This window comes from Micromonospora sp. NBC_00617 (assembly GCF_045161355.1).
Lineage (GTDB): Bacteria > Actinomycetota > Actinomycetes > Mycobacteriales > Micromonosporaceae > Micromonospora.
The window spans coordinates 1,628,261-1,641,409 of record NZ_CP107751.1; the positions used below are offsets into that span (position 1 = coordinate 1,628,261).

9 protein-coding genes are annotated in these 13,149 nt (G+C 70.6%); 7 read left to right on the forward strand and 2 right to left on the reverse strand.

The genetic code is table 11. The annotated features are described in order from the left end of the window. Positions 1 to 193: 193 nt before the first annotated feature. Entirely contained in the window at positions 194 to 1,204 is a 1,011-nt protein-coding gene (locus OG505_RS07300; RefSeq protein WP_405431960.1) for an acetylxylan esterase, read from the reverse strand. A 14-nt stretch (positions 1,205 to 1,218) separates the two neighbouring features. After that, complete coding sequence (locus OG505_RS07305; protein WP_405431962.1) at positions 1,219 to 2,253, reverse strand: LacI family DNA-binding transcriptional regulator; 1,035 nt, start codon at positions 2,251 to 2,253, stop codon at positions 1,219 to 1,221. A 315-nt stretch (positions 2,254 to 2,568) separates the two neighbouring features. On the opposite strand from OG505_RS07305, the gene OG505_RS07310 reads away from it, so the two are divergent. From OG505_RS07310 to OG505_RS07340, 7 genes are all read left to right on the forward strand, one after another. After that, on the forward strand, positions 2,569 to 4,959 hold the full coding sequence (locus OG505_RS07310) for a glycoside hydrolase family 3 N-terminal domain-containing protein (RefSeq protein WP_405431964.1): 2,391 nt from the start codon (positions 2,569 to 2,571) through the stop codon (positions 4,957 to 4,959). 9 nt (positions 4,960 to 4,968) lie between these two features. Next, positions 4,969 to 5,961, forward strand: coding sequence for an ABC transporter permease (locus OG505_RS07315; protein WP_405431966.1), 993 nt, complete (start codon positions 4,969 to 4,971; stop codon positions 5,959 to 5,961). Further along, a complete protein-coding gene (locus OG505_RS07320) occupies positions 5,958 to 6,896 on the forward strand; it encodes a carbohydrate ABC transporter permease (protein WP_405431968.1) in 939 nt (312 codons plus the stop codon). Before OG505_RS07315 ends, OG505_RS07320 begins: the two co-directional genes overlap by 4 nt. Before the next feature lie 45 nt (positions 6,897 to 6,941). Next, positions 6,942 to 8,585 carry an extracellular solute-binding protein gene (locus OG505_RS07325; protein ID WP_405431970.1) on the forward strand — a complete coding sequence of 548 codons (1,644 nt, stop codon included), beginning with the start codon at positions 6,942 to 6,944 and terminating at the stop codon, positions 8,583 to 8,585. An 80-nt stretch (positions 8,586 to 8,665) separates the two neighbouring features. After that, positions 8,666 to 10,198 carry a GH39 family glycosyl hydrolase gene (locus OG505_RS07330; protein ID WP_405431972.1) on the forward strand — a complete coding sequence of 511 codons (1,533 nt, stop codon included), beginning with the start codon at positions 8,666 to 8,668 and terminating at the stop codon, positions 10,196 to 10,198. After that, the gene (locus OG505_RS07335) at positions 10,195 to 10,881 is read left to right on the forward strand and encodes a hypothetical protein (RefSeq protein ID WP_405431974.1); all 687 of its coding nucleotides are present in this window, start codon (positions 10,195 to 10,197) and stop codon (positions 10,879 to 10,881) included. Before OG505_RS07330 ends, OG505_RS07335 begins: the two co-directional genes overlap by 4 nt. A 43-nt stretch (positions 10,882 to 10,924) precedes the next feature. Beyond that, positions 10,925 to 13,063: an alpha-glucuronidase gene (locus OG505_RS07340; RefSeq protein WP_405431975.1), complete on the forward strand. Its 2,139-nt coding sequence runs from the start codon at positions 10,925 to 10,927 to the stop codon at positions 13,061 to 13,063. Positions 13,064 to 13,149 lie beyond the last annotated feature (86 nt).

Consider the following 13,149-nt stretch of genomic DNA (forward strand, 5'->3'; position numbering starts at 1 on the left):
AGCTGCGCGAGCACCAGGAACCCGGACGTCATCACCGCTGGTCGAACGCTCTGGTCATCGACGGTCGGAGACGACGGATCGATGAGCCCTGGTCGGGATGTGCCCTGCACCCCGCCTGGACGCACCATAGCTTGTTATCGCTAACACCGGCAATGGATCGAATGCCGACGATGGCCGAGAGTGGGCGAAGCGGTCAGTCCCGGCCCATCGCGGCGGTCGGCGCGAGCCGCGCGGCGAGCCAGCGCAACTGCCGCCGGACGTGCACGGCCTCGCCGCCCTCATGGCCGTTGAACGGGTAGACGTGCATCTCCCGCTGCGGCGGGACGGGCCGTCCGGTCGCGGCGCCGTACTGGTTGTAGGCGGCGAAGCCGGTGCTCGGCGGGCAGACGGTGTCGCGCAGCCCGATGCCGAAGTGCGCTGGCGCGGTCGCCCGCCGGGTGAAGGTCACCCCGTCGACGTAGGACAACGTGCGCCGGACCGCGGCCTCGGCCTCCCGGTGCACCGCCAGGTACCGGCCGATCTCACCGTACGGCGACACGTCGCTGAGCGTGATGGCGCGCTGGACGTCGCAGAGGAACGGGGCCGTCGTCAGCACCGCCGCGAGGTCGTCGACGAGGCCGGCCACCGCCAGGGCCAGGCCGCCGCCCTGGCTGTTGCCGACCACGGCGACCCGGTCCGCGTCGACCCCGGGTAGGGCGCGAACCGCCTCGACGGCCCGGACCGCGTCGGTGATCAGACGTCGGTAGTGGTAGTCGTGCGGGTCGAGAATTCCCCAGGTGGCCGGCCAGGGGCCGCCGGGCTTGCCGTGCGGGTCGGCGGTGTCACCGACGCCGTGCTGCCCCGCCTGGCCCCGGTTGTCCATCAACAGGTGCGCGTACCCGGCGACCGGCCAGGTCAGCCGCTCGTGCGGCAGGCCGCGTCCGCGCCCGTAGCCGGCGTACTCCACCACGGCGGGCAGCGGTCCGCGTACGCCCGCGGGGCGGGTGTACCACGCTCGCACCGGGTCACCGCCGAAGCCGGCGAACGTGACGTCCCAGGAGTCGAGTAGGCGCAGGTCGGTGGGTTCGGGGCGGACGTCCACGAGCACCGGCCGGGTGGCCGCCTCGGCGAGGGTGCCACGCCAGAACTGGTCGAAGTCCTCGGGCTCGGCGACGGTCGGCACGTATCGCTCAAGCTCGTCGAGGGCGGGGTCGGAGTACGGCACGGTTCCTCGCAGGGTCAGGGCTGCTGGGCGGGGGGTGCGGTGCTCTCCCGGACGACCAGCTCGGTCACCAGGTCGATCCGGCTGGTCGCCGGGGCAGTGCCGGCGACCAGGTCGAGCAGCATCTGGGTGGCGATGCCCGCCATGTCGCGCAGCGGCTGGTTGATGGTGGTGAGAGCCGGGTCGGTCCAGGTGGCGACGGGCAGGTTGTCGTACCCGATCACGGAGAGGTCCTCGGGGATCCGCAGGCCGCACTGCCGGGCGGCCCGGAGCACCCCCATGGCCTGGGTGTCCGAGCCGGCGAAGATCGCCGTGGGCCGGTCCGGCCGTTTCAGCAACTCGAGCCCGTGGGCGTGGCCGGCGCCGGCCGAGAAGCTGCCGTAGCGGACCAGCGCGCGGTCGACGGTCAACCCGATCTCCTCATGCGCGTGCTGGAAGCCCGCGGCTCGGGCCCGGCTGCACAGCACGTCGGGCGGCCCGGAGATGACGGCGTTTCGTCGGTGGCCCAGCTCCAGCAGGTGTCGAGCGGCGAGCAGGCCGCCGTTCCAGTTGTTCGACCCGACCGTGGGCACGGAGGCCGAGGTCGCGCTGTCGGTGTCGATCACGACGAACGGGACGCCCTGGCGTCGCAACTGCTGTTGCTGCGTCTCGGCCAGGTGGCACAGGACGAGCAGCACACCCAGCGGGCGTTGGCTGAGCAGCGTGTCGAGCCACCGTTGCGGTGGCCGGTGCGCACCGTCGAGTTGAGAGACCGCGAGGCCGATGCCGGCGACGCTGGTCACCGCCTCGGCGCCGCGCAGGACCTCCATCGCCCAGCCGGTGTCGAACTCGTGGAACACGAGATCGATCCGTCCCGCGCCGGGCGATCGCCGAGCACGGCGCTGGTACTGGTGACGGTCGAGACTCTCCTCGACCCGTGCCCTGGTGCCGGGGGCGACATCCTCGTGGCCGTTGAGGACCTTGGACACCGTGGCGACCGACACGCCGACGTCGTGGGCGATCGTCGCGATGGTGGTGGAGGCGGGTGGGTCGAGCGGGCGGTGCTCTGTCATCGCAGCCTCATGCAGCGTCGAAATTTTCGGAAGACCTTAACACGATCAGCCGGTCAGGACGGTCGATGTGACCATGGATCGGGCGGGGTGGCGACGGTTCCCGGGCTCGGTCATGACTGAGCGCAATGACCGGTGCCACTGGCCGTACGAAGGAGTCGTCCCGCGGCCGATCGAGCCCCTTGACTACATCCGGGCGGTGGACTTAGGTTGCCGAAAAGGTTGCTTGGGTTTCCGGAAAGTTTCGGATCGCACACGTCCGCCACGGACCGATCCCACGAGGGTGCGGGAACGTGGCCGGAGCTAAGGGGTCTCGGCATGAGAAGTCAGCTGCCCGCCGACGGCGAACCCGCGTCGCGCGACGTCACACCGTGGCGCGACGCGCGGCTGTCACCGGCCGAGCGGGCCGAGGCGCTGCTCCCGCTGATGTCGGTGCAGGAGAAGATCGCCCAGCTCGTCGGCGTCTGGGTCGGCGCCGACGCCTCCGGTGAGGGCGTCGCTCCCCACCAGTCCGACATGGTCGCCGAGACGCCGGCCTGGGACGACGTCATCTCCCACGGGCTGGGCCAGCTCACCCGGCCGTTCGGCACCGCGCCGGTCGACCCGGTGCTCGGCGCCCGGTCGCTGGCGGCCTCCCAGGCGCAGATCGTCGCCGCCAGCCGGTTCGGCATCCCCGCCCAGGTGCACGAGGAGTGCCTCACCGGGTTCGCGGCCTGGCGAGCCACCGTCTACCCGACCCCGCTGGGCTGGGGCGCGTCCTTCGACCCCGACCTGGTCGAGGAGATGGCCGGCCGGATCGGCCGGTCCATGCGCGCCGCGGGCGTGCACCAGGGGCTCGCGCCCGTCGTCGACGTCACCCGCGACTACCGCTGGGGCCGCACCGAGGAGACGATCGGGGAGGACCCGTACCTGGTGGGGACGACCGGCGCGGCGTACGTGCGGGGCCTGGAGAACGCCGGCGTGGTGGCCACCCTCAAGCACTTCGCCGGCTACTCGGCCTCCCGGGGTGGCCGCAACCTCGCCCCGGTGTCGATGGGGCGCCGCGAGCTGGCCGACGTCATCCTGCCGCCGTTCGAGATGGCCCTGCGCCTCGGCGGCGCGCGGTCGGTGATGAACTCCTACGCCGAGATCGACGGCATGCCGGCCGCCGCCGACGAGCACCTGCTGACCGGGCTGCTGCGTGACGAGTGGGGTTTCACCGGCACCGTGGTGGCCGACTACTTCGCCGTACGGTTCCTGCAGACCCTGCACGGTGTCGCCGAGGGCGCAGCCGACGCCGCCCACCTGGCCCTGCGCGCCGGGATCGACGTCGAGCTGCCCACCGTGGACGCCTTCGGCGGCGCGCTGGTGGAGGCGGTCCGCGCCGGCGAGATCGACGAGGCGCTGATCGACCGGGCGTTGCGTCGGGTGCTGATCCAGAAGATCGAGCTCGGCCTGCTCGACGAGGACTGGCACGAGGTGCCCGACGACGTCGCGGACCTGCGCCTCGACGACGAGGCCAGCCGGGACGTCGCCGTACGCCTGGCTCGCGAGTCCGTCGTCCTGCTGCGCAACGACGGTGTCCTGCCGCTGCCCCTCGCGAGCCGGGTCGCCCTGGTGGGCCCGGTCGCCGACGATCCGATGGCCATGCTGGGCTGCTACTCCTTTCCCAACCACGTCGGCGTCAACCACAGCGACCACGGCGTCGGCCTGGACATCGCCTCGCTGCGCGAGGAACTGGCCCGCCGCGTCCCCCTGCTCACCCACGAGCCGGGCTGCGCCATCACCGGCGAGGACACCTCGGGCATCCCGGCCGCGGTCGCCGCGGCCACCGCAGCCGACGTGTGTGTGCTCGCCGTCGGCGATCGGGCGGGAATGTTCGGCCGGGGCACCTCCGGTGAGGGCTGCGACGCCGCCGACCTGCGGCTGCCCGGGGTGCAGGCCGACCTCGTCCGAGCCGTCCTCGCCACCGGCACCCCGGTCGTGCTGGTGCTGATGACCGGCCGGCCGTACGCGCTCGGCCCGGAGTTCGACGCCGCGGCGGCCGTCGTGCAGGCGTTCTTCCTCGGCCAGCTCGGCGGGCAGGCGCTCGCCGAGGTGCTCATCGGCGCGGTGAACCCGTCCGGGCGATTGCCGGTCAGCGTCCCCCGCGACGCCGGCGGCCTGCCGGGCACCTACCTGTCGCCGCCGCTCGGGCACCGCAGCAAGGTGTCCTCGATCGACACGACCCCGGCATACCCGTTCGGCCACGGCCTGAGCTACACCCGCTTCGAGTGGTCCGACGCCACGGTCGAGCCGTCGGCGGACGGGACCGGGGGCGAGACGACGGCCTGGCCGGTCGACGGCGAGGTACGGGTGCGGATCACCGTCCGCAACACGGGTGACCGGGCCGGCACCGAGGTGGTGCAGCTCTACCTGCACGATCCGGTGGCGCAGACCACCCGCCCGGTGATCCGGCTCGTCGGCTTCGCCCGGGTGCCCCTGGAGCCCGGGGCGGAGGCGCAGGTGACGTTCGGCGTACCGGCCGACATCGCGTCGTTCACCGGTCGGTCCGGTCGGCGCATCGTCGAGCCCGGCGCGGTGGAGCTGCGGTTCGGGCGGTCGAGCGGGGAGATGGCGGCGGCCGTGGCGCTGCGGCTGACCGGGGCCGAGCGCGAGGTCGGCCACCAGCGGGAACTACTCACGTCGGTGCGGATCGAGCCCCTGGTGGCCGTACCGCACTCCGGATAGGAGGCGAGGATGACATCCGGAACGTTACGGCCACCGCCACCGGCGCCACCCGGCGCTCCGGCGGAGGCCGCCGTCGGAGCGCCGCGCGCGCCGCGCCGTCGCCGCACCTGGCGGCAGGCGCTGCGCCGGGACTGGCAGCTCTACTCGCTCGCCATCCTGCCTCTGCTGTTCTTCCTGGTCTTCCGGTACCTCCCGATGATCGGCAACATCATCGCGTTCCGACGGTTCAAGCCCGGCGGCAGCATCTTCGGTGAGTACTGGGTGGGGCTGCGGTACTTCCGGATGTTCCTCGCCGACCCGACGTTCTGGGACGTCTTCACCAACACGCTGGTGCTCGGGACGCTGACCCTGCTGTTCTGCTTCCCGCTGCCGATCGTCCTGGCGCTGCTGCTCAACGAGGTGCGCGCCCGTCGCCTGCGGCGGTTCGTCCAGTCCGTGTCCTACCTGCCGCACTTCCTGTCGATCGTGATCGTGGCGGCCATGGTCATGCAGTTGACCTCGGTCGACGGCACCATCAACCAGATCGTGCAGGCCACCGGCGGCGACGCGGTGCCGTTCCTGCAACGAGCCGAGTGGTTCCGGACCATCTACGTGTCGTCCGAGGTCTGGCAGACGGTCGGCTGGGGCACCATTCTCTACCTCGCCGCGCTCACCACCGTCGACGACGACCTGTACGAGGCGGCCCGGATCGACGGCGCCAACCGGTGGCGGCAGACCTGGCACGTGACGCTGCCGGGCATCCGCCCCACCATGGTGACGTTGCTGATCCTCAACATCGGCAGCTTCATGGCGGTCGGGTTCGAGAAGATCCTGCTGCTCTACAACCCGCTGACCTATCCGACCGCCGACGTGCTCTCCACGTACCTGTTCCGGATGGGCTTCGGGTCCAGCAACTTCAGCTACGCCGCCGCCATCGGGTTGTTCGAGGCGGTCATCGGGCTCACGCTGGTCCTGACGGCGAATCTGATCGCCCGCCGCAGCGTGGGGACGAGCCTGTGGTGAGCGTCGACGCCACCGACACGGCCAGCGGCAGCGCCCTACCCGCCCGTGCCCGGCCGCGCGGAATCCGCCCGACCCGCGGCTACCGCGTGTTCCAGGCGTGCAACGCGATAGTGCTCACCATCGTCGTGGCGGTGACGCTGTTCCCGTTCGTCAACGTCGTGGCCCGCTCGCTCAGCGACGAGCGGTACCTCATCGCCGGCAAGGTCAACCTCGTGCCGCGCGGGTTCAACCTGGACACCTACCGGCTGGTGCTGAACGACTCGCTGTTCTGGACGAACTACCGCAACACCGTCTTCTACACGGTCGTCGCCACGGTCATCTCGATCGTGCTGACCACGTGTTACGCCTACGTGCTGTCCAAGAAGAACCTGCGGGGTCGTACGGCTCTGATCGGTATCGCGGTGTTCACCATGTTCTTCACCGGCGGCCTGATCCCCAACTACGTGCTGGTCACCAGCCTGGGCATGAAGAACACCGTCTGGGCCATCGCGTTGCCCAACGCGATCAACGTGTTCAACCTGCTGGTGATGAAGGCGTTCTTCGAGAGTCTGCCCACCGACCTGGAAGAGGCCGCGGCCGTCGACGGGCTCAACACGTACGGCATCCTGCTGCGCATCGTGCTGCCGCTGTCGAAGGCGATCGTCGCCACGATGGTGCTGTTCTACGCCGTGGCCTTCTGGAACTCCTGGTTCGCCGCCTTTCTCTACATGGACCAGCAGGAGCTGTGGCCGGTGACCGTCTATCTGCGCAACCTGATCGCGGGGGCCACCGGCGCGGAGAACGTCGGCGCGATCGCCGAGGCCGACGAGGTGCAGGCCGAGGCGACGCTCAAGGCCGTGACGATCGTGCTCACGACCCTGCCCATCCTCGTGGTCTACCCCTTTGTCCAGCGGTACTTCGTTCGCGGCGTGATGCTCGGCGCCGTCAAGGGCTGACCGGCACGTCCACCATTTCCCTTCACCGAACCCGAAAGGACCGCCATGCTCCACCGATCGTGGCGCCGCGCCGCGACAGCGGCAGTAGCCGCTCTGCTCGCGGCCACCAGTATCGCCGCCTGTAGCGATGACCCGTCCGACAAAAAGGACCTGTCGGAGAACCGGGTCGGTGCGATGGCCGACTACGGCATCGGCAAGCAGTTCAAGGCGAGCGAGCCAGTCTCGTTCTCCATCCTCTACAACAACCATCCGAACTACCCGTTGCGCGAGGACTGGCTCTTCTGGAATGAGCTGAAGTCACGGGCCAACGTCACGCTCTCGCCGGTCGCCGTGCCGCTGAGCGACTACGAACAGAAGCGCAGCCTGCTGATCGGCGCCGGTGACGCTCCGATGATCATCCCGAAGACGTACCCCGGCCAGGAGGACGCCTACGTCTCCTCCGGGGCCGTCCTGCCGGTCAGCGACTACCTGGACCTCATGCCCAACCTCCAGGACAAGATCTCGCGGTGGAACCTCAAGCCCGAGCTCGACACGCGGCGCCAGGAGGACGGCAAGTTCTACCTGCTGCCGGGGTTGCACGAGAAGCCCTGGCAGGACTACTCGCTGGCGATCCGGACGGACATCCTCGACGAGTTGCACCTGACGGCCCCGAAGACCTGGGACGACCTGTACACGGTGCTCAAGGCCATGAAGGCCAAGTATCCGAACGTGTATCCGTTCTCCGACCGGTGGAGCAAGCCCAACCCGGCCGGCAACCTGCTCAACATCCTGGCCGTGTCGTACGGGCTGCAGGGCGCGGGCTGGAACTTCCAGCACACCTCCTGGGACGCGAGCGCCAAGAAGTTCGTCTACACCGGCGCCACGGAGCAGTACAAGCAGATGCTCCAGTACCTCAACAAGCTGGTGTCGGAGAAGCTGCTCGACCCGGAGAGCTTCACCCAGACCGACGACCAGGCCCGGCAGAAGCTCGCCAACAGCAAGTCCTTCGTGATCAGCGCCAACGCGCAGGCCGTCGTGAACGACTACCGGCCCGACCTCGCCAAGACCAACCCCAAGGCGACGATCGCCAAGATCCCGCTGCCGATCGGGCCGGCGGGTGAGGTCAACCCCGCCAGCCGGTTGGAGAACGGCGTGATGATCTCCTCGAAGGCCCGCGAGAGCAAGAACTTCGTGGCGATGATGCAGTTCATCGACTGGCTCTGGTATTCCGACGCCGGTCAGGAGTTCGCCAAGTGGGGCGTCGAGGGAACGACGTTCGTCCGGGACGCCGCCGGCAAGCCCAAGCTGGCGCCCGACGTCAACGTCATCGGCCTGAACCCGACGGCGTCCAAGCATCTGCAGAAGGACTTCGGCTTCTACAACGGCGTGTTCGCCTACGGCGGCAAGCCGGAGCTGGTGCAGGGCTTCTTCTCCCCGGAGGAGCAGGAGTTCCAGAAGGTGCTGAACGCCCGTCCGCCGGTCGCCGTGCCGCCGCCGCACCCCCTGACCGACGAGGAACGGGAGCAGGCGTCACTGTGGGAGACACCGCTGCGTGACCACGTCTACCAGGCGACCCTGCAGTTCGCACTCGGCCAGCGCGACTTCTCCCAGTGGGACGCGTACCTGGCCGAGTTGAAGGGCAAGAACATGGAGACCTACCTGACCACGGTCAACAAGGCGTACGACCGGTACCAGAAGGACCACGGCTGACCGTCGGCCGGTCCGGTGGTGCCCGTCACGACCGGACCGGCCGAGCTCCGTCAGCCGCGCACCGCACCGAAGAGGACGAGATGACGCGCATGACCGTGTCGGCGGATCCGCAGGGCCGACTGTCCGATGCCTGGCGCTTCGCCGTCGGCACCGGCCGTTTCGAGTTGGCCCTGCGCCGCGACTACCAGGACTCGCTGGCGCTCATCCAACGCGACATCGGCTTTCGGCACATCCGCGGGCATGGGCTGCTCAGCGACGGTGTCGGTGTGCACCGCCCGTACGAGTACGCCGGCGAGCGCCGGGTGCACCACTCGTTCACCTACGTCGACCAGGTCGTCGACGCGTACCTCGACCTGGGTATCCGCCCGTTCGTGGAGCTGGGGTTCATGCCCACCGGTCTCGCGTCGGGCGACCAGACGGTGTTCTGGTGGCGGGGCAACGTCACGCCGCCGGAGTCCCACCAGGAGTGGGCCGACCTGGTCCGCGCCACTGTCGCCCACCTCGTCGACAGGTACGGGCTCGACGAGGTCCGCGGCTGGCCGATCGAGGTGTGGAACGAGCCGAACCTGGAGCCCTTCTGGCTGGGCGCCGACCGCGACGCGTACCACCACCTGTACGAGGTGAGCGCGCACGCCGTCAAGGAGGTGGACGCGTCGTTGCAGGTCGGCGGCCCGGCGATCTCACCGGGGGCGGACGAGTGGCTGGCTCCGTTCGCCGAGTTCGTCACCGAGCGGCAGGTGCCTGTCGACTTCGTCAGCCGGCACGCGTACACCTCCGGCCCGGCGCGGCACGTGCCGTTCGGCACCCACCAGACCCTCGCCCCGGCCACGGACCTGCTCACCCAGTTCGCCGCGCCCCGCCGGCACCTGGCCGGCACCGCGCTGGCGGACCGTCCGGTGCACATCACCGAGTTCAACTCCTCCTACCGGCCGGACAACCCGATCCACGACACGGCGTTCCACGCCGCCTACCTCGCACCCGTGCTGGCCGCCGGCGGCGACCTCGTGGACTCCTTCGCGTACTGGACCTTCAGCGACGTGTTCGAGGAGGCGGGGATCCCGACCGCGCTGTTCCACGGCGGGTTCGGCCTGCTCACCCACCGCCAGATCAAGAAACCCACCTACCACCTGTACGCCTTCATGGCCCGCCTCGGCCCGGAGGTGCTGGCGCGCGGCGACGACCACCTGGTCACCCGCCATGCCGACGGGCGCGTCGCCGTGCTGGCGTGGGCGCCGGTGGACGTCACCGGACGGTCGCCGGCACCCGACCGACACCCCCTGGCGCTGTCGATTCCGCTCGGCACGCCCGCGACGACCTCGGCGTTCCTGCTCCGCTCGTCGGTCAGCGAGGAGGCCGGCAACGCCTGGGCGGCGTGGGCCGAGATGGGCCGCCCCCGCTCGCCGGGCCTCCGACAGCTCGACGCGCTGCGGGAGGCGGCGGAACCGTCGCGGACGCACCGTGCCCTGCCGGTCGTCGCCGGGCGGGTCGAGGTGGACCTCACCCTCACCCGGCACGAGGTCACCCTCGTCGAACTGACTCCGGTGGCGGACGAGACTCCGCCGTGGTGGGACGCCGGCCGCCTGCTGGGCGCCGAGCCGGGAGACCACCGATGAGCGCCGCGCACGCCTGGCGGCAGTTCGGCGACGGGCCCCTGTCCCGGTTCGCGTCCCGCGTCTACACGCTGCTCGTGGTCGAGGTGCTGCTCCTCGTCACCACGCTGCCCGGCCTGCTCCCGCTGCTGCTGCTCGGCCGCGACCCCAGCAACCTGCCGCTGGTCGCCCTCCTGCTGCTGCCGGTCGGTCCGGCGGTCTGCGCCGCCCTGTACGCCCTGCGCCACCAGCGGCCCGACCTGACGGATCTGCGGCCCGCCGCCCTGTTCTGGAGGGGCTACCGGATCAACGCCACGGGCGCGCTGCGGGTCTGGGCGCCGACGTTGCTGTGGCTGACCGTGCTCGCGCTGAACCTCGCCTACCGGGGTGCGGTCGGTCTCGGGAGGTGGTGGGTGGTGCCGCTGGTCCTGATTGCGGTCGGGGTGACCCTCTGCGCCGCCAACGCGCTGGTGATCACCTCGCTGTTCGAGTTCCGCACCCGCGACGTCCTGCGTCTGGCCGTGCACTTCCTCGTCCGTACCCCCGGGGTCACCGTCGGCAACGCCCTGCTGCTCGCCGCGGCGGCCGGGGTCACCGCGGTCTTCTCCGAGGCGGTCCTGGCGCTGCTCGCCTCGGTCGTGGTCCTGGCGGTCCTGCGCGTCGGCGACCCGATGATCCACCTGATTCGGAAGGAGTTCACCGCATGAGCCTGTTCGCGACCGCCGAGGTGCGCTTCGGCCGGGAGGATTCGTGAACGCGCACGAGTCGATGCACCTGGAGGAGCCGGTGTTCGTGGCAGAGCCGCCCGACATCGAGGACCCGCGCGTGCACCCCGCCTGGCTTCCACCGGAGGCGTTCCGTGCGCTCGGCGCGCGCCGCGTCCTCGTGCACGGCGATGGGCTGCTCGTCGACACCGTCCTCGACGAGGTGACACGTGCCTGCACGCGCTACGGCGGGCGGGTCTGGCATTCCCCCTCCTGGGACGTCGACGTCGACCTGGTGCTCACCCTGCGCGCCGCCGACGAGCTGCCCAGCTCAGCGGTCGAGGCGGCGCGGTCGGCGGGGGTGGCGGCGCTCGTCGATCTGGGCGACGGTGCGCCGCTCGGCGACGAGGGGTTCCTGCTGGCCCGCTCCGGCGAGACGACCGTGGTGCTGGCCGACGCGCCCGCCGGCCTGCTGTACGGGCTCTTCCACGTCGTACGGCTCTGCGCGGCGGCGTTCGACCCGGCCCGTCCACCCGAGCTGCACCGGCCCGCGCTGCGCCGCCGGATGTTGAACCACTGGGACAACGTGGCCGTGCACCCGGTGACGGGTCAGGTCGAACGGGGGTACGCGGGCGGCTCGATCTTCTGGGCCGATGGCCGTCCGCGCGGGGATCTGACTCGGATCCGGGAGTACGGGCGGCTGCTGGCCGCCAGCGGGATCAACGCGATCTCGGTGAACAACGTCAACGTGGGTCGCGCCGAGGCGCTGCTGCTCACCGACCGGCTCGGCGACGTGGCCCAGATCGCGGACGTGCTGCGCCCGTACGGCATCCGGGTGCACCTGTCGGTCACCTTCGCCGCGCCGGTGGTCCTCGGTGGACTGTCGAGCGCCGACCCGCTCGACGAGGAGGTGCGCGCCTGGTGGGCGACCACCACCCGACGGGTGTACGAGCGGATCGACGACTTCGGCGGCTACGTGGTGAAGGCCGACTCCGAGGGGCAACCCGGTCCGTTCACCTACGGGCGCGACCACGCCGACGGGGCGAACCTGCTCGCCGAGGCCCTCGCCCCGTACGGGGGAGTGGTGCACTGGCGGGCGTTCGTCTACAACCACCACCAGGACTGGCGGGACCGCTCCACCGACCGGGCGCGGGCCGCGTACGACCACTTCGTCCCGCTCGACGGGCGGTTCCGCACCAACGTGGTCCTTCAGGTGAAGTTCGGCCCGGTGGACTTCCAGACGCGCGAGCCGGTCTCGCCGGTGCTCGCCGCCATGCCGGCCACCCGGATCGCGGTCGAGTTGCAGGTCACCCAGGAGTACACGGGTCAGCAGCGGCACGTCTGCCACCTCGGGCCGTGCTGGAGCGACGTGCTGCGCTTCGAACCCTGGGGCCCGGGCGGGCGGACGATCGCCGACGTGGTCACCGGGGAGGCCGGCAAGGGCGGTGGCCTGGTCGCCGTCGCCAACACCGGCGACGACCCCTTCTGGACGGGGCACCCGCTGGCACAGGCCAACCTGTACACGTTCGGCCGGCTCGCCTGGGATCCGCGCCTCGACCCGACGGCGGTCCTCGACGAGTGGATGACGTTGACGTTCCCGCCGTCGGCGACCGCCGAGCCGGAGCTGGTACGGCGGACGCTGCACGAGATCATGGACGACTCCTGGCGGACGTACGAGCGGTACACCGCCCCGCTGGGCGTCGGTTTCATGGTCCATCCCGGCGACCACTACGGCCCCGACGTCGACGGGTACGAGTACTCGCGGTGGGGCACCTACCACTTCGCCGACCGTGACGGCGTCGGTGTGGACCGCAGTCGCGCCTCGGGCACCGGCTTCGCCGGCCAGTACCCGCCCTACTGGGCCGAGGTGTACGAGTCGCCCCGGACGTGCCCGGACGAGCTGCTGCTCTTCTTCCACCACGTCCCGTACACCCACGTCCTGCACAGCGGCTCCACCGTCATTCAGCACATCTACGACACCCACTTCGCGGGCGTCGAGGAGGTGGCGGTGATGCGGCGGCGGTGGCAGACCCTGAACGGAATGATCGATCCGGCCGTGTACGAACGGGTGGCCGAACGCCTCGACGAGCAGGTGCGCTGCGCCGCCGAGTGGCGGGATCAGATCAACACGTACTTCTTCCGCAAGTCCGGGGTGCCCGACGCGCGGGGGCGTCGCATCCACTGATCCGTTCGGCACTGCTTATCGGGAACATGCCGATAATAGCCCGCCGTCGGCCGGTGGTGAACGGTCCCGCCGGGCGGGGCGTGTGC